The sequence below is a fragment of the Frankia nepalensis genome, assembly GCF_016786325.1.
Lineage (GTDB): Bacteria > Actinomycetota > Actinomycetes > Frankiales > Frankiaceae > Pseudofrankia > Pseudofrankia nepalensis.
Genome location: NZ_JADWYU010000221.1, coordinates 12826 through 37484, shown reverse-complemented (window position 1 = coordinate 37484; position 24659 = coordinate 12826). Strand labels below are relative to the sequence as shown.

At 73.2% G+C, this 24659-nt stretch carries 17 protein-coding genes and 1 riboswitch; of the genes, 4 read left to right on the top strand and 13 right to left on the bottom strand.

Annotated features, from left to right (window positions below):
* Positions 1 to 99: 99 nt before the first annotated feature.
* The 11 genes from I6A81_RS34895 to fbaA all read right to left on the bottom strand — a co-directional run bounded on the left by I6A81_RS34895 (position 100) and on the right by fbaA (position 16612).
* Positions 100 to 2568 (bottom strand): MMPL family transporter, encoded by a 2469-nt coding sequence (locus tag I6A81_RS34895; RefSeq protein ID WP_203001176.1) that lies wholly within the window; start codon positions 2566 to 2568, stop codon positions 100 to 102.
* 295 nt (positions 2569 to 2863) lie between these two features.
* Positions 2864 to 3775, bottom strand: coding sequence for a phosphoribosylaminoimidazolesuccinocarboxamide synthase (locus I6A81_RS34890; protein ID WP_203001177.1), 912 nt, complete (start codon positions 3773 to 3775; stop codon positions 2864 to 2866).
* Positions 3776 to 3943: 168 nt separating this feature from the next.
* Positions 3944 to 5251, bottom strand: a complete 1308-nt coding sequence (gene purB / locus I6A81_RS34885; protein WP_203001179.1) for an adenylosuccinate lyase — start codon at positions 5249 to 5251, stop codon at positions 3944 to 3946.
* On the bottom strand, positions 5248 to 5766 hold the full coding sequence (purE, locus tag I6A81_RS34880; RefSeq protein ID WP_203001181.1) for a 5-(carboxyamino)imidazole ribonucleotide mutase: 519 nt from the start codon (positions 5764 to 5766) through the stop codon (positions 5248 to 5250). Before purE ends, purB begins: the two co-directional genes overlap by 4 nt.
* A gap of 66 nt (positions 5767 to 5832) precedes the next feature.
* Entirely contained in the window at positions 5833 to 7149 is a 1317-nt protein-coding gene (gene purD, locus I6A81_RS34875; protein ID WP_203001232.1) for a phosphoribosylamine--glycine ligase, read from the bottom strand.
* 493 nt (positions 7150 to 7642) lie between these two features.
* Entirely contained in the window at positions 7643 to 8770 is a 1128-nt protein-coding gene (locus I6A81_RS34870) for a hypothetical protein (protein WP_203001183.1), read from the bottom strand.
* A 155-nt stretch (positions 8771 to 8925) separates the two neighbouring features.
* Positions 8926 to 10209: an adenylosuccinate synthase gene (locus I6A81_RS34865; RefSeq protein ID WP_203001185.1), complete on the bottom strand. Its 1284-nt coding sequence runs from the start codon at positions 10207 to 10209 to the stop codon at positions 8926 to 8928.
* Positions 10210 to 10343: 134 nt separating this feature from the next.
* The gene (locus I6A81_RS34860) at positions 10344 to 10775 is read right to left on the bottom strand and encodes a DUF3151 domain-containing protein (protein ID WP_203001187.1); all 432 of its coding nucleotides are present in this window, start codon (positions 10773 to 10775) and stop codon (positions 10344 to 10346) included.
* 323 nt (positions 10776 to 11098) lie between these two features.
* Positions 11099 to 11839: a transglycosylase family protein gene (locus I6A81_RS34855; protein ID WP_203001189.1), complete on the bottom strand. Its 741-nt coding sequence runs from the start codon at positions 11837 to 11839 to the stop codon at positions 11099 to 11101.
* A riboswitch (cyclic di-AMP (ydaO/yuaA leader) is annotated at positions 11840 to 12015 on the bottom strand.
* A gap of 667 nt (positions 12016 to 12682) precedes the next feature.
* Positions 12683 to 13510: a transglycosylase family protein gene (locus I6A81_RS34850; protein WP_203001191.1), complete on the bottom strand. Its 828-nt coding sequence runs from the start codon at positions 13508 to 13510 to the stop codon at positions 12683 to 12685.
* Positions 13511 to 15577: 2067 nt separating this feature from the next.
* Entirely contained in the window at positions 15578 to 16612 is a 1035-nt protein-coding gene (fbaA, locus tag I6A81_RS34845) for a class II fructose-bisphosphate aldolase (protein ID WP_203001193.1), read from the bottom strand.
* A 356-nt stretch (positions 16613 to 16968) separates the two neighbouring features.
* Here fbaA and I6A81_RS34840 point away from each other — a divergent pair, with 356 nt between their 5' ends.
* The 4 genes from I6A81_RS34840 to I6A81_RS34825 all read left to right on the top strand — a co-directional run bounded on the left by I6A81_RS34840 (position 16969) and on the right by I6A81_RS34825 (position 21200).
* A complete protein-coding gene (locus I6A81_RS34840) occupies positions 16969 to 17622 on the top strand; it encodes a DedA family protein (RefSeq protein WP_203001195.1) in 654 nt (217 codons plus the stop codon).
* Positions 17623 to 17876: 254 nt separating this feature from the next.
* Positions 17877 to 19097: an NAD-dependent epimerase/dehydratase family protein gene (locus I6A81_RS34835; protein WP_203001197.1), complete on the top strand. Its 1221-nt coding sequence runs from the start codon at positions 17877 to 17879 to the stop codon at positions 19095 to 19097.
* A 52-nt stretch (positions 19098 to 19149) separates the two neighbouring features.
* The gene (locus I6A81_RS34830) at positions 19150 to 19686 is read left to right on the top strand and encodes a GNAT family N-acetyltransferase (RefSeq protein WP_203001199.1); all 537 of its coding nucleotides are present in this window, start codon (positions 19150 to 19152) and stop codon (positions 19684 to 19686) included.
* A gap of 413 nt (positions 19687 to 20099) precedes the next feature.
* A complete protein-coding gene (locus tag I6A81_RS34825; protein ID WP_203001201.1) occupies positions 20100 to 21200 on the top strand; it encodes a nucleotidyltransferase domain-containing protein in 1101 nt (366 codons plus the stop codon).
* Between the two features lie 41 nt (positions 21201 to 21241).
* Here I6A81_RS34825 and I6A81_RS34820 read toward each other — a convergent pair whose 3' ends face one another.
* Both I6A81_RS34820 and I6A81_RS34815 read right to left on the bottom strand, forming a co-directional pair.
* Positions 21242 to 21964, bottom strand: a complete 723-nt coding sequence (locus I6A81_RS34820) for a hypothetical protein (RefSeq protein WP_238428518.1) — start codon at positions 21962 to 21964, stop codon at positions 21242 to 21244.
* 336 nt (positions 21965 to 22300) lie between these two features.
* Entirely contained in the window at positions 22301 to 24463 is a 2163-nt protein-coding gene (locus tag I6A81_RS34815) for an MMPL family transporter (RefSeq protein WP_203001205.1), read from the bottom strand.
* Positions 24464 to 24659 lie beyond the last annotated feature (196 nt).

The following is a 24659-nucleotide window of genomic DNA, read 5'->3' as shown; positions in this document are numbered from 1 at the left end:
TGCACGGATCGGCGATCCTGGTTGCGGCGCTGGCTTGACGGACATGGCTGTGCCCGCCCTGCCGGGGAGCCGGCGAGGGCGGGCACAGGAACGAGTGGGTTAGCTGGTGTGTGAGTGGGCTCGGAGTTGCCCGGTCTGCTGGGCGGGGAGAGTCGCCGCCGGGAGGTCGCCCGCGCCGGTGCCGGCTGCGGGCGTGGCGCCGGCCTTGGGCCGCCACACGCGGTCGCCGAGCAGGGTGAGCAGGGCCGGCATCAGCAGCACCCGGATGATCGTCGCGTCGATCAGGATCGCGGCGCCGAGGCCGATGCCGAGCTGCTTCATGCTGACCTGGGACAGCGTCGCGAAGATCCCGAAGATCGCGACCATGATGATCGCGGCGCTGGTCACGACGCCGGCGCTGCGGCGCAGGCCGGTCAGCGCGGCCGTCCGCATGTCCTGGCCGGCCATCCGGGCCTCCCGCACCCGGGAGAGCAGGAACACCTGGTAGTCCATGGACAGGCCGAACAGGATCACGAACAGCATCAGCGGCATCCAGTTGGCGATGGTGCCGGTCGCCGTGTAGTCCAGCAGCCCGTCGGCCCAGTGGTGCTGGAAGATCAGCACCAGCAGGCCGTACGCCGCGCCCACGGACAGCAGGTTCAGCCCGACCGCCATGGCGGCGACCGCCGCGCTGCGGAAGGCCACCAGCAGCAGGCCGAACGCCAGGATCAGCACGAATCCGATCACCAGTGGGGTGCGCACGTTCAGCTGGCTGTTGAAGTCCAGCGAGCCGGCGGCCCAGCCGCCGACGTCGGCGCTCGCGCCCGGCACCGTCTCGATGGTCGCCGGCACGAGGTCGTCGCGCAGCGCGCGGACCGCGTCGATGGAAGCGTCGTCGGTGCCCCCGCCGGCCAGCGGCAGCAGCACCCGCGCGACCTGCTTGTCCTCGCTGACGGTGACGACCATCGGGTCGAAGCCGACCTTGGCCTCGATGGCGCGGGCGCGCAGGTCGTCGATCGCCGCGGTCACCGGGGCGGCGGTCACGTCGGGGGCCGAGACGACGATCACCGCGGGGGTCGGGCCGCCGGGGAACGCGGTGGTGATCCGCTGGTAGGTCTTCATGATCGGGATGTCCTGGGGCAGGTCGGACACGCCCTGCTCGGCGGTGTGCATGCCCAGCGTCGGCACGGCGAGCGCGACCAGCAGACCGCCGGTGACGACGGCGACCGTCCCCGGCCGGCGCATCAGCCGGTCGAGCAGCCGGACCTTGCCCGGCCGGCCCGCCGCGTCGGGGGCCGCGCGATCCGCGGCGATGGTGGCGCCCAGCACCTGGGTAAGCGCGGCGGTGTCGCCACCCGCTGTCCCGGCCCGGGCGGCGCGGCGCGCGGCCCGCCGGGCCCGCCGCGACCGCGGCGCGTCCGGCGCGGCCGGGCGGTGCCAGGGCAGCCGGCCGAGCTCGATCCGGTCACCGAGCATCGACAGCAGCGCGGGCAGGACGGTGAGGGAGCCGAGCAGCGCCACCAGCACGACGACCATCGTGCCGATCGCGATCCCGGTGAACGCGCTCATCCCGGTGATCATCAGGCCGGCCAGCGAGACGGCGACGGTCAGGCCGGAGACCAGCACGGTGTGCCCGGAAGTCTCGGCGGCGATCTCCAGGGCCTGCTTCGGGCTGTGGCCCTTCGCGCGCTCCTCGCGCTCGCGACGGATGTAGAACAGCGCGTAGTCGACGCCGACGGCCAGGCCGATCAGCAGCATGACCGATGTCGCGATCTCGTTGGTCGGCATCAGCCGGCTGGTGAACGCGACGACGCCGAGCGCGCCGACGAACGCGGTCAGCGCGAGCGCGACCGGGACGAGGGCGGCGACCAGCGCGCCGAACACGACCAGCAGGATCGCGATCGTCATCGGGATGGAGAAGATCTCGGCCCGCTGGAAGTCGTCGCCCATCGTCTCGTCGAGCGCCTTCTCGCTGCTGGCGTCGCCGAACTGCTCGACGGCGAGCCCCTGGTGGGCCGCGCCGGCCGCGGTGACGGCGTCCATCACCGGCTCGACCCGGTCGGCCGCGGTGTCGACCTCGCCGGTGATGTCGAAGGTGACCAGCACGGACCGGCCGTCGGTCGAGACCAGGCCCGGGTCCTCGGTGGCGCCGGGCGCGGCGACCGGGGCGCGCACCGCGGTCACCTCGCCGGTGGCCTGGATCCGCGTGACCACGTCGGTGACCGCGGCGGACACCGCCGGGTCGGTCAGCGGGCCGCCCGCCGGGGCCGTCGGGAGCTGGATGAGGACGTTCTCGCCGGCGTGGCTGACGAAGCCGTGGTCGCGCAGGGTCTGCTGGGCGCGGCCGTCCTCGCCGAGGAGCCAGTCCTCCTCCTTGAGGGTCGTCGTGCCGATCAGGTTGCCGATCAGCAGGACGCCGACGACGACGCCGAGCCAGCCGAAGACGGCGAGCTTGCGGTGCCGCACGCTCCAGCGGGCGGCCCGGGCGGCGAGGTGGCTGGGACGGGCCTCGGCGCCCGAGGGCGACCGGGCCGGGGCGGGGTGGCCGGCGGGCTGGCCGGCGGTCTGCTCTGGGGATCGTCTGGGCATGGCCCAACGTTCCCGTAGCGGGCCCGCAAGGTCATTGGAGCGGGCCGCCGACTCTGAGGTCGGGCCAGCAGTGTGGCCGGTGGTAGGTGAACACCTCCGGCCGGGGTGGGGCTGTCCCCACCCCGGCCGGCGCCGTCGGCGTCGACTCGCCGCCCGCGGGCCCGTGACCAGCGCGTTCGCGGCGGCCCTCGGGCCCCCGCCGGCGCGGGTGCCGACGGGGGATCCCCGCGCGAGCCGGTGGATTCCCCGCGGCTGACCCCGCCGGAAGCGGCCGCGCGGGGTCAGCCGGGGGGTGTCAGGAAGTCGACAGGTAGTCGTCGAACGAGATGCCGGTCAGTCGCTCGTACGCCTCGACGTAGCGCGCCCTGGTCGACTCGACGATGTCGTCCGGCAGCTCGGGCGCGGGGGTGTTCGGGTCCCAGCCGGTGTTGACCAGGTAGTCCCGGATGAACTGCTTGTCGAACGACGGCTGCGCGCCGCCCGGCGCCCAGCCGTCCACCGGCCAGAACCGCGACGAGTCCGGGGTGAGCACCTCGTCGCCGAGGCGCAGCACGCCCGCCCGGTCATGGCCGAACTCGAACTTGGTGTCGGCGAGCAGGATCCCGCGCTCGGCCGCCAGGTCGCTGGCCCGGCCGAAGATCTGCAGGGTGAGCTTCTCCAGCTCGGCGGCCAGCTCGTCGCCGACCCGGCCCGCCGCGTCGGCCCGGCTGATGTTCTCGTCGTGCTCGCCGATCGGCGCCTTCGTGGACGGCGTGTAGATCGGGTGGGGCAGCTTCGAGCCGTCGACGAGGCCCTCGGGCAGCGGGTGGCCGCTGACCGAGCCGGTCCGCCGGTAGTCCTTCAGCCCGCTGCCGGTCAGGTAGCCACGCGCGACGGCCTCGATCAGGACCATGTCGAGCCGGTGGCACAGCATCGACCGGCCGCGCAGCTGTTCCCGGTAGGGGGCGAGCTCGGCCGGGTACTCGTCCACGTTCGAGCTGATCACGTGGCTGGGCACCAGGTCGGCGAGCTGGTCGAACCACCACAGGGACAGCCCGGTGAGCACCGCGCCCTTGTCCGGGATCTCCGTGGGCAGGATGACGTCGAACGCCGAGATCCGGTCGCTCGCGACCAGCAGCACGGCGTCGTCGCCGACGGCGAACATCTCGCGGACCTTGCCCGAGCCGAGGTGGGTCAGCCCGGCGAACTGCTCGTGCGTAAGCGGCATGATTTCTCCGAACTCAACTGACTGAGCGCCGCGAGGCCTCCCCCCACCGATCTGCCTGGTAGACCCGATCCGCGGGTTCGGCGCGGTCGGTGGGTCGGGGGCAGCTCGGGCGGGGACCCTTGACAGGGTTGAGGTCTTCTCGAAGCACCTGAGACCGATGTTTGTCTGTCAGGTCAACGCGGTGAGACGGTCGAACACGGGGGAGAGTCGTTCCACGTAGCGCTCGGGGCGGCTGACCTCGTCGAGGCGGGGCTCGTCGAGGGGGAGACCGCGGTCGGCCGCGTGCTTGCGCAGCGTCTCCCGGAACGGCACACCGGTCTGCCAGGTCTCCATCGCCGCCGCCTGGGTGATGGCGTAGGCGTCCTCGCGGGACAGCCCGGTCTCGACCAGCTCCAGCAGCACCGCCGAGGTGTAGACGAGGCCGCCGGTGGCGTCCAGGTTCGCCCGCATCCGGTCCACGTCGACGACCAGGCCGGTCACCAGCCGGGTCGTCAGGTTCAGCAGGTAGTCGACGCCGGCGGCGGCGTCCGGCAGGGCGATCCGCTCCGTCGACGAGTGCGAGATGTCCCGCTCGTGCCACAGCGGCACGCCCTCCAGGACCGGGACGTACTGGGCACGCACGATCCGGGCCAGGCCCGCGATCCGCTCGGACATGATCGGGTTCTTCTTGTGGGGCATCGCGGACGAGCCCTTCTGCCCCTTGCCGAACGGCTCGGACAGCTCGCGCACCTCGGTGCGCTGGCCGTGCCGGACCTCCAGGGCCACCGCCTCGCACACCGTCGCGAGCCCGGCCAGCGCGGCCACCCAGCTCGCGATCCCGTCGCGCAGCACCACCTGGGTGGCCACCGGCGCCGGGGTGAGCCCGAGCCTGTCGGCGACGTAGCGCTCGACGTCCGGCTCGATGTTCGAGTACGTGCCGACCGCGCCGGAGATCTTGGCGACCGCGACGTCGGCGCGCGCGGCCCGCAGCCGGTCCCGGCAGCGGGCCAGGCCGAACGCCAGGTCGGCGACCCGGTGGCCGAACACCGTCGGCTCGCCGTGGATGCCGTGGGTGCGCCCGACCCGCAGCGTTCCCCGGTGCGCCAGGCCCAGGTCGCGCAGCGCCGCGACGAGCCCGTCCGCCTTGGCGAGCAGGATGTCGGTCGCCTCGACCAGCTGGCAGGCCAGCGCCGTGTCCAGCAGGTCGGACGACGTCATCCCGAAGTGCGCGTAGGCGGCGGCCGAGCGCGGCTCGGTCCGGTCGGCCCAGGCGGTCAGGAACGCGATCACGTCGTGCTGGGTGACGGCCTCGATCTCGGCGACCGCCTGCGGGGTAGGCGCCGGCGCGGCCCGCACCGGCTCGACCGAGTCGGCCGGGATCCGCCCCGCCGCCGCGTGCGCCTCCATGACCAGCACCTCGACGCGGCACCACAGCTCGTACTTGTGCGCCTCCGACCAGACCCGGCCCATCTCGGGCAGGGTGTAGCGCTCGATCACGCCGAGGTCCCGGCCGCGGCGCGGGCCAGGCCGTCGGCGGCCGCCCGCTCGAAGTCGTCCTTGTAGGTGGCGAGCCTGGCCGCGAGCTCCGGGTCGGACAGGGCCAGGATCTGGACCGCGAGCACGGCCGCGTTCGTGGCGTTGTTCAGCCCGACGGTCGCGACCGCCACACCCGGCGGCATCTGCGCGATCGCGAGCAGCGAGTCCATCCCGTCGAGCGCCCCGCCGGAGATCGGGACGCCGATCACCGGCAGCGTGGTCAGCGCGGCGACCGTGCCGGGCAGCGCCGCGGCGAGCCCGGCGCCCGCGATGACCACCGCGACGCCGCGGTCACGCAGCCCCTCGATCCAGTCGGCCAGGGTGCGCGGCGCGCGGTGCGCGGAGAGCGCCGCCTCCTCGTACTCGACACCGAACCGGCCGAGGGTCGCGCCGGCCTTGCTCATCGTCTGCGCGTCCGACGCCGACCCGTACACGATCGCCACCTTCGGGCGGCCAGAAGACGGGGTGCTCGACATGCCTGCTCACTTCTCCTCGTCGTCGGGGAGGGCCTCGCCGGGGCTCTCACCGCCCCGGCGGCCTGGTCAGCCGGGTTCGCCCGGCGCGCCGCGCCGGTCGGCGGGGTCGCCGACCGTGCCCGCTCGGCGGACGTCCGCCGCGTGCCGCAGCCGGGCCGGGTCACCGATGTCGGTCCGGTACTGGGCACCGGCGAGCGAGATCCGGCTGATGGCCTCGTATGCCGATCCTCGCGCGGACTCGAGGTTCGAACCGATCGCCGTGACGGACAACACCCGCCCGCCCGCGGACACGACCTGCCCGTCGGGGCTTCGCGTCGTGCCGGCATGCAGCACGTCCACCCCGGTCAGCTTCTCGGCGGCGGCCAGGCCACGGATCGGGTCACCCAGCCGGGGCGTGCCCGGGTAGCCCGCGGCCGCCACCACCACGGTGACCGCGGCGCCCGACCGCCAGGCCGGCGCCCGGCGGCCCGAGAGCACGCCGGTCAGCGGGGTGGTGAGCAGCGCGAGGATCGCCTGCGTCTCCGGGTCACCGAACCGCGCGTTGAACTCGACCACCCGCGGGCCGCGCGAGGTGAGCGCGAGGCCCGCGTAGAGCAGGCCGGTGAACGGGGTGCCGCGCCTGGCCATCTCGACGACCGTCGGGCGGATCACCGAGGTGACGATCTGGCCGGCCAGCCCGCGCGACGCCCAGGGCAGTGGCGCGTAGGCCCCCATGCCACCGGTGTTCGGGCCGGTGTCCCCGTCGCCGATCCGCTTGTGGTCCTGCGCCGGCAGCAGCGGGACGACGGCGCCGTCCTCGGTGACCACCGCGAACAGCGACACCTCCGGGCCGTCCAGATACTCCTCGATCACCAGCCGGTCGTCCGGCCCGCGCAGGCACTGGCGGACGGCGGCGACCGCCACGTCCCGGTCCTCGGTGACCGTCACCCCCTTGCCCGCGGCCAGGCCGTCGTACTTGACGACATAGGGCGGGCCGAAGGTGTCGAGGTCGGCGAGCGCCGGCTCGACCTCGGTGTGGTCCCTGGCCGCGGCCGTCGGGACTCCGGCGGCCCGCATGACGTCCTTGGCGAACGTCTTGCTGCCCTCCAGCCGGGCGGCGGCGGCCGACGGGCCGAAGACGGGCAGGCCGCGGGCCCGCAGCTCGTCGGCGGCGCCGGCGACCAGCGGGACCTCCGGTCCGACGATCGTCAGCTCGGCGCCGACGGACTCGGCGAGCGTGGCGACGGCGTCGGGGTCGGCCACCGCCAGCGGGCGCGGCTCGGCGAGGGCGGCGGTGCCGGCGTTGCCGGGCGCGCAGACGATCGAGCCGACGTCCGGGTCGCGCGCCAGTGCCCGGCACAGCGCGTGCTCCCGCCCACCCGAGCCGACGACGAGAACCTTCAGGCCCACGTCGGCACCCCCATGCCGCCAGAAGCCCCCGCGCCGCTGGAGGCGCACCGGGACAGGGCCCGCTGTCGTGGGCGTCGTGCGCCGTGCGTCATGGCAGGGTCGGTCCTTTGCCTGTCGGTAGCCCGCGAATGCCTGTCGGGTAGCCCACGAAGGGCCGGTGCGGACCGCGGCCCGGTAGGGACCTTGGCCCGGCCGCACCATACTCCGCCCACGGCCGCCTCGGGGATGGCCGGGAACTGGCGGCCCACGGGCAGGCGCGCGCCGACGCCCCGCGGGTCGCCGTCCGGGCCCACCGGACGCGCCCCCACAGGCGTTCCCCGCCGTTCGCCGGCTCCAACCCGATCCGGACGTCGCGCCCGATCGGTGCCCGATCGGGCAGATCACGGACCATCCTGCCTGTCGGCGTCCCTGCGTGTCGGCGTCCCTGCTCGTCGACCCGCCGGCATCCTCTTTCATGCTGGCCTGGCCTGGGCTCCGGCCTGGCAGGTCAGAGCCCGACGCCCGCCCGCCACAGCAGATGAGCCATGCCGTCGACCAGGTGCAGCGCGCAGCGGCGGGCGTCGACCTCGGCCATGCCCTCGACGATCGACGGCGCGTCCACCGGCCAGACCCGGACGAGGCGGCCGAGCACCGTCAGCGGGGCCGGGTCGTCGCGGCCCTCGAACGTTCGGCCGCCCGGCTCGACGAACAGGTGCAGCGACCGGCCGGCTGACGGGAAGCTCTCGCACCGCCAGTAGAGCAGTGGCCAGGCCACCAGCTGGTTCCGGCCGCGCCAGCGGGGCGGATGCCCGGGATCCCCGGCCGACCGGGCGCGTGGCCGGTCGGCGGGCGGGCGGTCGGGTTCGGCGGCCTCCTGGTCGGCCAGGACCGGGCCGACCGGCTGGTCCTCGCGCAGCGCGGCGCGTGGTCGGCCCTCGCCCCGTTGCCTGGCCCGCCGGGGGACGTCGCGTACCACCCGCACGGTCACCGGCGGGACGAGCTCCGCGCCGGCGCACAGGTCGAGGAACTCGGCCAGCTGCGCCTCGACGTGGGCGGCGATGGCGGCCGAGCGTTCCCGCCGCTGCGCCTCGGCCCGCCGCGCGCTGCGCACCCAGTGGCTCCCGCGCAGCAGGACGTCGGTGAGCGCGTTGGGCGGCGCCTCCCCGGGCGGCGAGAAGCCGACCGTCCACGCGTCGGAATCGGCCCCGCCCCGGTAGCCACCGGGACCGACCTCCCAGTGGATGTCCCGGGGCCAGGCATCCTCCTGGATCGGCGACAGCGTCCCCGCCGAATCGGCGAAGCCAGGGGTGCCTGCCGGATCCGGGGGGTCGGCGATCGGGGAGGTCTGGAAGCCGTGCTGGGAGGTGAGCGATCCGCCAGGTCCGGAAGTTGCTCCAGGAGACGCCGATCGACCCACCACGGCCGGCCGGGACCCGTACTCGGCGGCTTCATGCGCCACCACCAACGAACCGTCCGGATCCGCGTCGCGGAACCGGATGGGAACGAGCGCGTCCGACGGTGCCTGGACCGGCCCTGCCGTCTCTCCGGCCGGTCTGAACGGGAAGCCATCCTCCTTGCGGGCCTCCGGGGGCCCGGACGGCTGCTGCGACGGCTCCTCGAACGGGTCGGTGACCAACCGATCCACCTCCCGGAGATCCCGGCGACTGCGCGGAGTGACCAAACGAGCGTCACCCGCCACCGTGGTGGCCGCAAGCCGGACCGGGACCCGCCAGAGGCGGCGGGTGGCGCGGTCGAGCGGTTCGCCGGATACGCGCTGGGCGGTCTCGCCGGCTAGAGGAGGTCGCGCAGGACGAGGGTCTGGTCCCGGCCGGGACCGACGCCGATCGCGGAGATCGGCGCACCGGACATCTCCTCCAGCGCCTTGACGTAGTCGCGCGCCTCGGGCGGCAGCTGGTCGAAGGACGTCGCCGCGGAGATGTCCTCGTGCCAGCCGGGCAGCTCCTCGTAGATGGGCTTCGCGTGGTGGAACTCGGTCTGGGTCATCGGCATCTCGGGCATCCGGGTGCCGCCGACGTCGTAGGCCACGCAGACCGGCACCCGGTCAAACCCGGACAGCACGTCAAGCTTGGTCAGGAACAGGTCGGTCAGGCCGTTCACCCGCACGGCGTACCGGGCGATCACCGCGTCGTACCAGCCGGTGCGCCGTGCCCGGCCGGTGGTCACCCCGAACTCGCCGCCGATCCGGCGCAGCTCGTCGCCGACCTTGTCGTCGAGCTCGGTCGGGAAGGGACCCGAGCCGACCCGGGTCGTATAGGCCTTGATGATCCCGATCACCCGGCTGATCCTGGTCGGGCCGATGCCGGCACCGGTCGCCGCGCCGCCCGCCGTCGGGTTCGACGAGGTGACGAAGGGGTAGGTGCCGTGGTCGACGTCGAGCAGGGTGCCCTGCGAGCCTTCGAGGAGCACGACCTTGCCGTCGCGCAGGGCGGTGTCGAGCACCAGGCCGGTGTCCGCGATGTGGGGGCCGAGCTGTTCGGCGTACTCCAGGTACTCGGTCACCACCGCGTCGACCTCGATCTTGCGGCGGTTGTAGACCTTGGCGAGCACCTGGTTCTTCTCGCGCAGGGCCAGCTCGAGCTTCTGGCGCAGGATGCCCGGGTCGAGCAGGTCCTGCACCCGGATGCCGGTGCGCGCGACCTTGTCGCCGTAGGCCGGGCCGATGCCTCGCCCGGTGGTGCCGATCCGCGCCTTGCCCAGGTAACGCTCGGTTACCCGGTCCAGCGCCCGGTGGTGCGGCATGATCAGATGCGCGTTCGCGCTGATCAACAGTCGGGACGTATCGATGTCGCGGGCGCGCAGGCCGGCCATCTCGGCGAGCAGCACGCCGGGGTCGATCACCACGCCGTTGCCGATCACCGGGACGCATTCGGGACGCAGGATGCCACTGGGGATGAGGTGCAGGGCGTACTTCTCTTCGCCGATCACTACCGTGTGGCCGGCGTTGTTGCCGCCCTGGTAGCGCACGACGTAGTCGACGGCGCCGCCCAGCAGGTCGGTCGCCTTCCCTTTACCCTCGTCGCCCCACTGGGCTCCGATCAGGACAAGCGCAGGCACGGGGCAAGACTGTACTAAGAACCGGGCCTCGCCATCCGGCGCCGGGCAAGCAACCAGACCGGCGTGGGCGGGCCGGCGGCGCCTTGACCGGCCTCCGCCGGCCCGCCCACGTCAGTCAGTGACGACCCGCTTCCTCAAGGTGCCAGCGGGCCGAGCTGCCGGGCCGCCTCCGGATCGCTGTCCGCCAGGAAGGTCTCGATCCGCTCGACCTCGGCGGTCTCGCCGATGATGGCCGCGGCTCGGCCGAGCGCTGCCAGCGCGCGCAGGAAGCCCTGGTTCGGCCCGTGCGACCACGGCACCGGCCCATGCCCCCGCCAGCCGGAACGCCGCAACGCGTCGAGCCCGCGGTGGTACCCGGTACGCGCGTACGCGTACGCCTCGACCGCCCGCCCGCCGTCGAGCGCCTGCTCCGCGAGCGCCGCCCACGCGGCACTGGACGTGGGGAACCGGGCGGCGACGTCGGTGGCCGCCTCACCGGCGGCGAGCGCCGCGGACGCGGGGTCGATCGGCAGCAACGTGGCCGGCGGCCCACCCAGCAGATCCGGCCGCCCAGACGGAGTGGTCATGCCGTAACCGTAGTAGGTGGAAAGCCCCGACACCCCGAAAGGCTCCGGCGGAAAGCCCCGGCACGGCCCGGCGACGAGGCCCCACGCGGCGTGCGTGGCCGCTTGGACGCGGACCCGTCCGCGGGCCGACGCCCCGCCAGCCTCACCGCGGACACCTGGCTGATGAGCCTCGCGCGAAGCGCGGGCGAGGGGGGTGTCGGGGGGCGAAGCCCCCCCGACATTGGGGGTTCCAGGGGGTCATCCCCCTGGGCGGACATCCTGACCGGCCGCCAGGCGAAGCTGGCCGAAGGCCAGCGAGCAGGGCCGGCCCACCCCCCGGCCGGTCAGCTCTCGACGGTCGCCTTCCAGAGGTTCTCGCCGACGACACCCGGCTGGCCGTCGCTGACCTTGGTCAGGTACGAGTAGAGCGCGGCGACGCCCTGCGACTGCGGGCCGAACTTGCCGTCGACGGTGAGCGCGAACCGCTGCTCGCGCATCTCGTGCTGCCAGACGTACGCGTCGGCGCGGACCTCGCCACCGTCGGCCGTGGAGATCGTGCCGCCGAAGCCGGCCTGCTGGATCTCCTGCTGCGCCTTGTCCAGCGTCATGGCGGGCTTCACGGGCTCCTGCTGGAGGTTGCCGGCCGCGCCCGACGAGGACACGCCGATCTGCCCGTTGTTGGTGAGACCGAGCTTGCGGGCGCAGGCCGGCCAGGGAGACCAGCCGCGCGAGTTGTAGAGCCGGTAGGCCGCTTCGTCCTGGACGGCCGGGGCGGCCTCGTGGGGCAGACCGGAGTAACCCAGGCCCTGCCACGTCCGCTTGTCGAACTGGTAGGCGCCGTAGTACCCGTTGCCGGTGTTGATCGCGTAGTTGCCGCCCGACTCGCACTGGCGAAGCTTGGCGAAGTCCTCCGGGGTGGCCGCGTGGGCGGGCGCCGCGGTGACCGCGAGGCCGCCGCCGACGAGCGCGGTCACCGCGCCGGTGGTGCGCAGCAGGCGGGCGGTCGACGACGGCCCCTGGGGGGCACGATGCCGGCCGCTGGCCCGGCGGCTGGGCCGGGAGTCACCGGTCTGCTCAGACGGCATATCGGTCCTTCCCTGCGCCTACGGGGTGAGCTGTCGGGTTCGGGCTGGGAATGCCCGGCCGGTGTGGACCCGCCCGCGCGGTGTCGCGCGAGCCGGCCGACCGGCTTCACCCCAAGGACGCGGCCAGGCCGCGCCCGAAAGTGGGTCCCCCGCTCCCGCCCAAGCGGATACGTGCTCCGTGCACGCGGGTGGGGCGGGATTCGGCGTCCGCCCGCGCGACCCGCCCAGGACGGGCGAGTAGTACCGGACTGTAGCGAGCCGGGATCGTTCGCCGCAAACCGGGGTCGTCCTCGCGAGGGACGGCCCCGGTTCACGGTCGGCCCGGCGAGACCGCGCGGCCTGGACCTTCCGGAGCGGAAGGTCAGCGAGGTTGGCGGCCGGCGCGCTTCGCCGGGTTCCCGTCCACGGCCAGCCCTTGGCCGCCCGGCCGGGTGGACGCACGCGTCGACGCGGCCGGGCGGTTCATCGGGAGCAGGGCAGGGGCTGTGTCCCACGTCCGGCTGGCGGCCGGTGGGTGGGATGGGGACGGGATCCCCGCTGCTGGCGAAGGGCCGCGACCGACGGAACCGGTCGCGGCGGAGGGTTCCCAGCCGCGGCGGGGTGCCTGCGGATCTCCCGGGATCGGGTTCGACGGGTCCGGCGCGGGCCCCGTCAGCGGGGCCGATCCGGCCGGAGGGGCCGGGCGGCGGACCTTCCGCCGGGCCCGTAGGGGCTTCCAGACCCGCGTTCCCGACCGCCTGAGCCGGTCGAGGCGGGATCCAGGTCCCGGCACGTCCCGGCTTCGCCGGTCCGGGAGGAATCCCACACCTCGTCGACCCGGCGGAACCCGGGTTCCAGGGAGGATCAGGTGAAGGTGGCCGACCAGGTCTCCGGGCCGACGGCTCCGTCGACCGCCAGGCCCTTCGCGGCCTGCAGCGAACTGGCCGCCGCGGCCGATAGCGGCCCGTAGTGGCCGTCGACGGCGAGCGGGTAGCCGATCTCGTTCATGCGGGCCTGCCAGGACGCGACGTCCGCGCGGTACTCGCCGACGAGGGCCGTCGTGAACGGCAGCCGCGCCAGCGTCGTCGAGGCCGGCTGGACGACCAGCGACAGCGGGACCACGGGGGCGGCCTGAGGTGCCGGCGGTGCCGGAGGGGCTGGCGAACTGGCGCCCGGCGCGAGCTGGTCGGGGCCCATTCCGCGGCCGCACACCGGCCACTGGCCGAATCCGGAACGCTGGGCGAGCCGCAGCGCGGCCTCGTCCTGAACCGCCGGTGGCGCGTCACTTGGCAGCCCCGAATATCCAAGGCTCCGCCAGGTGGACAGCGAGAACTGATAGGCGCCGTAGTAACCGTTACGGGTATTGATTGAATAGTTTCCGCCGGACTCGCACTGGCGCAGTTCGGCCCAGTTGGACGAGGCGTTGGCGGGTGAGGCGAGCGCCAGCGTGCCGCCGACGGCCGCGGCGATGACGGGAGCCGCGGCGAGAGTTTGCCGGAGCCTCCGGTTGGGGCCGGTGACGGCAGGCCGAGACCGCCGGGGCTCACGCCGGGCGGGCGGAGCGGTTCTGGCGGTCGGAGAACTGGCCCGGCCGCGCGCGCCGGTGGTGCCGGCGGTCGGTCGGTCGGCCGATGGCGGGGCAAAACGCCCGCCCGGCACGGGATGTCGGCCAGGGGTGCGTGCTTCGGACATACGAGGTTGCCCTTTCCCCACGCCTGCGAGGTGAGCTGTCGGGTTCGGGCTGGGGAAGAGCGAGCCTTTTCCATCACCTTCACGCACCGTGTGTCATCGGTCGATTGGGTTAGCTGGAAAGGCTCGTATAGCCCGGCGACGCGACGTCTCCGTCATGTGTCCTTGAAAGAGCGCGGTCTGGCGCGCTTCCAACGATCGCGGATGTCGGTCGGCTTCACCCCAAGGACGCCTTCTCGGGCCAGCCCGGCGCGGCGCTTATGAAGCCGCGCTGGCGATGCCCGGTTTCTTCCAGGGTCTCTGGTCCTGGCGTCCGGAATTCGGGTCCCCCGTTCCTGCCGCTGGTTCAAAACTCGCCGGGCGGGGGCAGGATTCGGCGTGCCGCCCGGTGGATGCCTGTCCTGTCGTCAGGCACGGCGAAGACCATAACCACATTCCGCGGCGTGGCGACAAGCACCGAATAGGGCACGTGAAAAAGGCCACACCGGCGTGTCGGTTCTTGAAACCCGCTGTTAACACTGCTAACGCGCGCGTGCGCGCGCTCATCTAAATTTCGCGGCGTCCGCCACCGGCGTGTCGTCACTCGCCGCCGAAGATCCAGCCGGCGGTCGTTTCCCACCCCAAGAAGTGGTTTTGACAGAGATCGCGCGCCATGCGCGGGTGGTGTGTGGCCCGCCTGTCGCACGCGAAAAGAAACCTACCAGTCTGCCGCCCGAAAGAGTGCCTCGGGCCGGACTCGCGAGAAATGCGATCCTGGCTACATCCGCCGGACGCGTCCCGAATGCGCGACCGAAGGTAGTTGGTCGGGTACGGGCAGTTCTGGATCTTCTGGGCTCGCCACCTCGCCCTCCCGGGCGGAGTGATCCTGGCGTGATCCGTGAAAGTGGCACACTGTGTGGTGAATCTTGCGGATAGTGACTATGCCGGATGTGCCTGCCGGCCCGACGGTGGCCCAGGCGACCGTCGGTGTCCGCCGGCTCGCCCCGGCGGACGGCACAGGCCACATGGCCATCGAGGGGCCGGTACCACCCCGGCGAGGCCGGCCCGTTCCGCCGTCCTGTGTGATCTTTATTCCAGCCTTCCCGGGACCATGGGCCCGGCTGGGTCGTGACCACCGGCGGGCGCGGCCGGCAATCGGGCACAGGAGGCGCTGGCTCGCCGTGCTGTGGCGCATCCGGTGGACGTTCACGTGCGCGGATCCCGCGGCGCCGATCCGCGCACGCATGTGGCGATCTTCGTTGGGTCTTGGCCCGGCCTGGTCCGTAGATCGTCAGATGCGTACGGGAACTCGGGGACAAAACGGACAGGAAGCGCCGAACGGCGTACGGGTCTGATGATCAGGAGGGGTGTCGCGGCTCCTGGCGACTCATGATCGGCGGTTGTGCGCGCGAATCAGCGGTCGGGTGATCCCGACAAGATCGCGGAGGAGCTGGGAGCGCCCTGCGTGGATCTTGTCGCGTGGGTGCCTGGGCCGCGCTGGGCGCCGCGAAATGTATACAGTCGCCGACCGCCGACCGCCGACCGCCGACCGCCGACCGCCGACCGCCGACCGCCGACCGCCGACCGCCGGGCCGGCTTCTTGATCTTCGTGCCGGGCGGGATCGGCCCGCCCCGTCCTGTCCTGCCTCGAACCCACGTCGAGAGATCGGCGTTCGGCGGGCACCGCGAACGTGAAGTCCGCCGGATCCGCGCGCGAATCAGCGGTGATGAGCCGGAGCGTCGCGGACCGAAGGGAGCAGCCGTGGCCGGAGGCGCCACGGGACGCGGCCGTCCGCCCGTTCCCGCGACGAAGGCGTGAGGTGAGCCCCTTGCGGCCTCGGCCCGGACATGTCCGCGGCCGCGGCTAGCGGAGAGAGCGGAGAGAGGAACGGCCACGGCTCGCGGATAGAGAGGAATAAGCGGATAGAGAGGAATAAGAGGAGAGAAGAGGAAGAGGAGAAGGCTCGGTGGGAGCGGACGGGGCCCACCGCCCGCCTGACCGCCGGACGCGAGCGGCGCCGTGGGCCTGGCGCCGGGTCGGATCGGGTCGGTGAGCGGAGCGGCGGGCGGTGGAGCCCCGGGCAGGGTCGGTCAGGCGCCGAGCGTCGTGCCGGCCGAGCGCAGGTCCGCGCAGGCCTGGGCGACCCGCTTCGCCATGGCGGCCTCGGCGGACTTGCCGTAGGTGCGCGGGTCGTAGGTCTTCTTGATCCCGACCTCGCCGTCGACCTTCAGCACGCCGTCGTAGTTCTTGAGCATGTGGTCCGCGATCGGCCGGGTGAAGGCGTACTGGGTGTCGGTGTCCACGTTCATCTTGACGACGCCGTAGTCGAGCGCCTCGCGGATCTCGGTGAGTTCCGAGCCACTGCCGCCGTGGAAGACCAGCTCGAACGGCTTGGCGTCGCCGCCGAGTCCCAGCTTGGACGCCACGTACTGCTGGCCGTCGCGCAGGATGGTCGGGCGCAGCTTCACGTTGCCCGGCTTGTAGACCCCGTGCACGTTGCCGAAGGTGGCCGCGAGCATGTAGCGGCCCTTCTCCCCGGTGCCCAGCACCTCGGCGGTCCGCCACATGTCCTCGGGCGTGGTGTAGAGCTTCTCGTCGATCGCGCCGACGACGCCGTCCTCCTCGCCGCCGACGACGCCGATCTCCACCTCGAGCACGATGTTCGCGGCCTTGCAGTCCGCGAGCAGCTCCTCGGCCAGCTTGAGGTTCTCCTCCAGCGGCACCGCGGAGCCGTCCCACATGTGGGACTGGAACAGCGGGTCGCGGCCGGCCTTCACCCGCTCCTTGGAGATGGCGACGAGCGGGCGCATGTAGGAGTCGAGCTTGTCCGCCGGACAGTGGTCCGTGTGCAGGGCGATCTGGATCGGGTAGGCCTTCGCGACGTGGTGCGCGAACTCGGCCAGCGCCTCGGCGCCGAGCACCATGTTCTTGATCGTCGATCCGGACAGGTACTCGGCTCCACCCGTGGATACCTGGATGATGCCGTCGCTACCGGCTTCGGCGAAGCCGCGCAGCGCGGCGTTGAGCGTCTGCGACGAGGTCACGTTGATCGCCGGGTAGGCGAAGGCGTTCGCCTTCGCCCGGTCGAGCATCTCGGCGTAGACGTCTGGCGTCGCGATAGGCATCGAAGGCTCCTGTCAAAGGCGTCGGATCACCGAGTAGGCGGGGCGCGTTCGGCCTCCAGGCGCGTCGGTCCACTCCTGACCGGCGGGCGGCCAGGAGTGGGACGACGCGAACGGGGGCGCGACCGGAACCCTCACGCTGTGGGCGGGTGTTGCGCGAAGGGTATGACGCGGGGGCTCCCTGAGGGAGCCGCTTGCGGCCTCCAGCGCGTGTGGCTTGGCGATCCGGGCCTCCGGCCCGGAGGGCGTCCTGGCGGTCCGGGCGACGCTGGCCGAGCGGACGGCCCCCGCGTGGCCTGCCCGCAACGGCGTGCCGGCGTTGCTGGGGCCAGGCCCCGTCCGCCCTGCACACTGAATCCATGGATGTCGACCGTCTATCCGGCCTGACTCTGTATGCGACCGTCTTTATGATCGTCTTCCTGGAGAGCGGCGTGCCGTTCGGGTTCTGGCTGCCGGGCGACGCGATGTTGTTCGCCACCGGCCTCATGGCGGCGGACCCGAAATACGAGATCTCGTTGCCGGTCCTCGCGGCGGGGGTGACCGTGGCGGCGGTGGCCGGCGTCTGGGTCGGTTACCTGACCGGACGGCGGCTCGGCCGACCGTGGCTCGAACGGCGCCATAAGAAAACATTGCAACGCACTGAGGCGTTTTACGAACGTTTCGGGGCTATCACCCTGATTGCCGCGCGTTTCGTGCCGTGGGCGCGTACCTTCGCCCCGATCCTCGCTGGAGCGGTGCGAATGCCACCGGCACGCTTCATGGTCGTAGCCGTGGTGGGAGCGGTGATCTGGGGCACGGGCCTCACCTCGCTGGGATATGTGGCCGCCTCCGTCCCCTTCCTGGAGGAGATGGCCTGGTGGCTGGCGCCGGTCGTCCTCGTCCTCGCCGTCGCGTCCGGCGTGGCCGGCGAGCTGCTGCGCCGCCGGGCCGGCCGGCGCGGCGGGGCGGCCGCGCGGGCGACGGACGAGGAGGGCGCGGCCCAGCTGGCCGCCGTGGAGAACGGCCGTACCTGACCGGAAGGCGGAGTGGGTCGAGTGGGCCGAGCGGTGCCCGTGGGTGGTGCGTCGTTACGGTGGTGCCCTGGGTGCTGGACATGGCCGAGGTCCCGGTGTGCTGTGATGCGGCATGCTCGTTCCCGGTCGTGCGACAGTCGCGCGACAATGGCGGCGCCTCGCGCGGCCGCGAGCGCACCGGTTGACGCGGGCGCGATCCACGCGCCGGCGCCGGTGCCTGGGACGGGTGCCGGCAGGCGGTCAGGAGGCTGACGTTGGCTCGGGTGGTGGTCACCGGCGCGGCGGGATTCGTCGGCGGGGCGATCGCCCACGCCCTGCGCGGGCGCGGGGATGAGGTCGTCGCGCTCGACGTCGCACGCGGCCCCGGGGTGCACGCCGCGGACGTCAGCCGGCCGGGCGACTGGGAGAAGGAACTGGTCGGCGTCGACCTCGTGGTGCACGCGGCGGCGGTCGGCATGGGCGGGGTCGGGGAGCTGCCGCGCATCCGCGGCGGCCGGCCGGCCGGCCGCGCCCGCGTGCCGGCGGCCCGGATGCGCCAGGTGCTCCTCGGCGGGACGGCGACCGTGCTCGACGCCGCGGCCCGCGGCGGGGCTCGCCGCCTCGTGCACCTGTCCTGCGTGTCGGTGCTCGGCCCGGACATCGCCGACGGCGTCGACGAGACCGCCCCGGTCGGGCTGACCGGCGACGCGCGGGCGGACACGCTGGCCGCCGCCGAGCAGGCGGTGAGCGCCGCGACCGCGTCCGGCCTGCCCGCGACCATCCTGCGGCTCGGGGACGCCTACGGGCCGCGTGCCGGCCGCTGGACGGTCTGGCCCGTGCTCCTGCTGCGCGCCGGCCGCTTCGTCCTGCTCGACGGCGGCGCCGGGTGGCTCAACCCGGTTCACATCGACGACGTGGTGGCCGCGGTGCTGGCGGCCGCGGGCACGGACCGGGCCCGCGGCGAGACCCTGCACGTCACCGGCCCGTCGCCCTGCACCGTCGCCGAGTTCGCCGGTTACTACAGCCGGATGCTGGAGCTGCCGGCGCCGCGCTCGGTGCCGGCCCGGATGTACGGCGCGCTGGACGACGCCACGCTGGCGGTCGGTCGGATGCGCGGCCGGGTCGAGTCGCGCCGCGGCGGCCGGTCCGAGCCCGGCGACGCCCTGGCGGCCTCCGCCGGTGGCGGCCAGGGACGCGCGAACGGGGACGCGGGCCAGGCCGGCGCCGTCGGCCCGTCGGTCGGTTCGACCGCCCTTGGGGTGGTTCGCGGGCTCGGGGCCCGGCTCGCGGCGGGAGTCGACCCTCGGACCCGGATGGACCTCGGCCCGCTCACCGTCGCCGACGTCACCAGGACGGGCCGCTGCTCCGGCGACCGGATCACGGCGTTGACCGGTTGGCGTCCCGGGGTGGAGCTCGCCGACGGGATGGGCCGTACCGAGGCCTGGCTGCGCGAGCGCGGCCTGCTCGGTGTCCGCGAGCCGTCCCGGCGCGGATGACCGGTCGTCTGCCGCCGGGTGAGGTCACCGATGGGACTGGGTGAGGTCCCCGATGGGCGATGACGGGCCGACGCTGACGACCACGCGGCTGCAGGCGTTGCCGGTGACGCTGTGGAACGCGGCGTATGTCGCCGAGGAGCTCGCCCAGAAGGTGGCGCTGGCGCCGCGCCCGGCACCCGGCCTCGGCGTCGGTGGGCTGTTCGCCGGCCCGGACGCGCGCGGGACGGCGGAGCCCGCGGCCCTGCGCCACGAGCTGCGCCACCGGGCCGGCGCCGGCCGCGCCATGCTGACCTGGGTCGTCCGCGACCACGACGCCGCGGCGGTCGGGCTGCTCGGGGCCGACACCCGGGCCAGGCGGGCGGCCGTCGCGGTGGTGATCGGCCCGGCGGAGCGCCGGCGCGGGTATGCCGCCGAGATCATCCGGGCGCTCGCCAGCTGGTTGGAGGCCAACCGGTTCGCGTTGGTGGAGACCCGCGTCCGTGCCGGCAGCCCGGCGGCCGAGCGGCTCGCCGCGACGACGTCGTTCGTCCCGACCCGGGTCGTGATCACCGTTGGCTGGCGGGTCTGGTGCCGGCCGCCGACTCGTTGACCCCTTGGAGCCACCTCACGGAGAGTGATAGCGGGCTGGGGTGCTGGGTCCGCCTTCGTCCCACCCGCCGGTGGGGGTCGACGTGTGGTGAAGCCGGTTCTCCGCGTTATCTTCGCAGGTGGGCGCCCTGGTCCCAGGTGTTCTTCGACGCGCGCGCGGGCCGTGGGTGCTGGCAGACTGTCGGCAAGCCGACAGCGGTTGAGCCCTTGTTTCTTCGCCGGTGCTTATCTTCTGGTCCGCTGTGGGGTGTCCCGGCTGTTCACTCGGTTACGACCTGAGGCACCATGGGAACGATGTCGCGACCGGAGGCGCCACCCCGGCCTCCGGACGCGGGATTCGCGCCGGCGTGGGGGTCGGCGTGTGTCCGGGAGGGGGATCCCGACGGTCGGCGCAATGCGCCGGGGAGGTGCAGCATGAGCATCGATACCCCACGCCCGGTCTCGTCGCAGACCCCGCCCGCGGAGGTCACCTACGACCATCTGATCATCCCGCCGCACTGGCGGAGGCCCGACGAGTCCGGCCCGGGCGCCCCGAACGCGTTGTTCCCGCACAACGACTCGCCGGGAGCGCACCCGCGGGCCTCCCAGCTCGGCTACGCCGATCCGACGGGAGCCACCGGCCCGCACACCGGAGCGATGACCGGCCCGCTGCTCGTCGGCACGACGGCGCGCGCGTTCGCGAAGCTCGACGACATGGTCCGGCTGTCCGCCGACGACAAGGCGGTGATCGACGCCCGCCGGGACGAGGCCGAGCGCGCGCTGCGCGCGATCTTCCCGCCGCGCTGCGCGCTGCCGCTCGTCGGGGTGGCCACGATCGGGTCGGCCGGCCGGGACACCATGATCCGCCCATTGGACGAGGTCGACATCTTCGCCGTGTTCAGCGCGGCCGGGGGTGCCTGGAAGCGGTTCCGCTGGGACTCGCGTGACCTGCTGCTCTGCGTGCGGGGCGCGATCGGCGGCGACCGGGTGCAGACCATCGGCACCCGCGGCCAGGCACTGCGGGTCGTCTACGACTCGCCGCCGGACGTGCACCTCGTGCCCGCCTTCGACCATCCCCGGGCCGGCTACGTGATGCCGGACCGGGTCGGCGGCTGGCTGCCGACCCGCCCCGAACGGCACGCCGGCTGGACCGAGGACCTCGGTCCCCGCGTGATCTCGGCGGTGCGGCTGCTCAAGGCGTGGAACCGGGTGTGCGGCAGCCACCTGCGCTCGTTCCACATCGAGGCGCTGGCCGGGACGGTGCTGGCCGGCCGCGGCCTGAACACCCGGCAGGGGCTGGCGACGGTGTTCCGGCACATGGACGAGGCCGGCCTGTCGATGAAGGACCCGGCCGACGTCGGGGGCGACCTGTCGACCTACCTGCGGCCGGACGACCTCGGCGCGCTCCGCGAGTCGATCCGCCTCGCCCGGTCCTACTCGGAAAGAGCGGTCCTCGCGGAGGCCGACGGCCACCACGAGGACGCCGTCGCCCTCTGGGCCGCCATCTTCGGCCCCGAGTTCCCAACCTTCGGCTAAAAGTCGCCTCAAGGTCGCGAAGCGACCTTGAGGCGACAGCCTTACTGGTTGGTGAGCTTGTCGGCGATCTGGTCGATCATGGCCTGCTCGACCGTCGGCGACATCGCGTTGTCGACGCTCTGCAGGTTCAGCTGGGCGGCGACGTTGCCGACGTAGAAGTAGACGGTGTCGAGCACGAAGCCGAAGGTCTCGCCGGTCTCGTCGGTGACGCCCATCGAGACGCGGACGAGCGCGGTGGCGCCGCGCGGCGGCTCCGGCGTCTCGACCGCGACGATCTCGTAGCTGACCTCGTCCGTCTGCGCGTCCGCCAGCGAGGTCTCCAGCATCTCGCGCATGCAGTCGCCGAAGGTCGGGTAGGTCACGATCCGCTCGCCCAACGCCACCTCGTCCTCGGTGAGGATCTTCGCGCGGCTGCTCACCTCGATCATGAGGTCCTCGTCGCTGACGAAGGTGTCGCCGTTCGCCTCGTCGAACGGCTCCGGCGGCTCGTAGCCGGGGACGCCGACGCACTCGGCGACCTGGGCCAGAGCCGCGGCGTCCGCCGGGTCCTCCTCGACCCCGCCGGAGCCCGAGAAGCCCTCGGTCTCCGGGCCGGCCGTGAGCACGTAGTCCGCCGCCACGAGGTTCGGCGCGCTCGCCGCGGTCGCCTGGGCGGTCGGCGCGGCCGACGGGCCGGGCGTGGCCGGGCTGGTCGGGAGTTCCTCCTCCTGACAGCCAGCGATGCCGACCGCGAGCACCGACGCCACGATCCCGCCCAACACCATCCGGCGAACCCGCCGAGCTCCCGAGCCCATCACCGTCTGCCTCCAACCATTCGGGCCGCCAATAACGATCGTTATCCGCAGCCACAACCTTGCTGGAGAAAAACGTGGCGAGACCACCAGTGAAGGTGTCGGAAGGAGGACAAAGAACGTGTCCGGAGTGTAGATCTTCCCTTCTGCCAAGAACCCGACACGCGGGGTTCGGAACTCGGCGCGGTGGCGCACTTGACGCTCTGTCCCGGGTCGGCCCAGAAGGATGGAGCCAGGTCGCGACGACATTGTCCGGTGGCCGACAGGGCCGGTGGAAGGCGCGGGGGAGCCCCGTCCGGGGCGCGGCCGTCAGGCGCGCATGCTGTCGGCGTCGTCCGGCTCGACGACGTCCGGCGCGGGGGGACGGCGCTCGCGGCGGCCCAGTCGGCTGGGCCACCACATGGCCGAGCCGAGGTCGAGGGCCAGCGCCGGCACCAGGACCGAGCGGACCACCAGGGTGTCGAGCAGGACGCCGAAGGCGACCAGGAATCCGATCTCGGCGAGCTGTATCAGCGGGAAGATGAACAGCACCGAGAACGTCGCCGCGAGCACCACCCCGGCCGACGTGATGACGCCGCCCGTCACGCTGAGCCCGCGCAGCACCCCTTGGCGGGCGTCGGACCGCGCGGTCTCCTCGCGCACCCGGGTCATCAGAAAGATGTTGTAGTCGACGCCGAGCGCCACCAGGAAGATGAAGCCGAACAGCGGCAGCGACGGGTCGGCTCCCGGAAATCCGAACACGTGCTTGAAGACCAGCGCGGACACGCCGAGCGCCGCGAGGAACGACAGCGCGACCGTCGCGATCAGGATCAGCGGGGCCACGACGGAGCACAGCAGCAGCCCCAGGATCGCCAGGACGACGCCGAGCACCAGTGGGATGACGAGCTCGCGGTCGCGGATGGCCGCCTTCCGGACGTCCAGGTTGACTGCCGTGTTCCCGCCGACCAGCGCGTCCGCGCCCGGTACGGCGTGTACCCGCGCGCGCAGCCGTTCGATCGTGGCGAACGAGGCATCGCTGTCCGGCTCGTCCGTGAGGATGACGACGTACTGCGCGCGGCCGCCCCCGTGGCCGTTCTCGACCGCGGTCGCCACGCCGGGCGTCTCTCTGATCGTCTGTGCCAGCTCGGTCGACGCGCTGGTCGCGCCGATCACGTAGGCCGGCGCGCTCGCCCCCGGCGGGAAGTGCGCCGCGACGAGCTGCTGGCCGGCGATCGAGTCCGTGCGCTCGCGGAACGCGTCCTGCTGGCGCAGCCCGGTGTCGAACGCGACGAGGCCGAGGGCCATCCCCGCGAGCACCGCGCTGGTCGCGAGCCAGACCAGACGAGGCCGCCGGGCGATCGTGACCCCGATCCGCGCCCAGACCCCGGAAGCCGCGGCCAGCTCCGCCACCTGGACCGACTCCGCCACCTGGACCGACTCGGCCACCTGGGCCAACTCGACGTCCAGCTGGGGGATGCGCGGCCAGAACAGCCGCCGCCCGCAGATCACCAGCGCCGCCGGCAGCAGCGTCATCATCGTCACGAACGCGGTGATGATGCCGATGGCGCCGACCGGGCCGAGGCCGCGGTCGGAGTTCAGCTCGCCGAGCAGAAGGCAGAGCAGGCCGATGACGACCGTGCCAGCGGAGGCCAGGATCGCCGGGCCCGCGCGGTGGATCGCGACCCGCATCGCCTCGGCCGGCGCGGCGTACCTGGTCAGCTCCTCGCGATAGCGGGCGATCAGCAGCAGCGCGTAGTCGGTGCCGGCCCCGAACACCAGCACCCGCAGAATGCCCGCGCTCTGCCCGTTGACCGTCAGGCCCGCGTGCTGTGCCAGCAGGGAGACGATCGCCGTGGCCGCCTGGTCGGCGATGCCGACCGTGATCAGTGGGACCAGCCACAGCAGCGGGCCGCGATAGACGAGCAGCAGGATCACCGCGACCACGGCCGCGGTCACGAGGAACAGCGTGCCTTCGATCTGGACGAACGCCGTGTAGGTGTCGACGATGACGCCCGCCGGGCCGGTGACCGACGTCTCCAGGCCCGGCGGCGCCAGGCCGCGCAGGATCGACCGCATCTGGTCGATCCGGTCGGCGAACGCGTTCGCGTCCGCGGACTGGGCCATTGGGATGATCAACAGCGCCGCTCGGCCGTCCGGCGCGGGCACCGCCCCGGTCAGCGTGGTGGTCGCGAACGGGGCGAGCCGGGTGGCGGCGGCCGCGATCGCCGCCTGGTCCGCCGTCGTCAGCGGTCTATCCGTCCGGGCGAACACCGCGACGGCGGGGATCGCGTCCCCGCCGGGCAGCGCCCGCTGCTCGGCGAGCACCCTGGTGGACTCCGCTTCCGCGGGGAGGAACGCGGAGGCGTCATTGGTCTGCGCGTCCCCGAGCCGCGCGGCCAACGGGGTCGACACCACCGCGACGGCCAGCCACAGCGCGACGATGACCCAGCGCGCCCAGCGCCCGGTAGCCCACCCCGCGACTCGCCATATCACGCGGCGGCCCCTCCTGTTCGTATCGGCGCGCCGTAGCGCGTCCGATCGTCCCAGCTCCGCCCCCGCGGCGCCGCCCGTCCGTGTGCCCCGTACCGTTTGGCGCCCGCCACCCCGGACGGGCCGCGGAGTCTGGTTGGCGCCAATCTGTCAAGGGCGCCATCCTGATTCCTGTCCTCCTGGGCGCCGGATTGGCGTC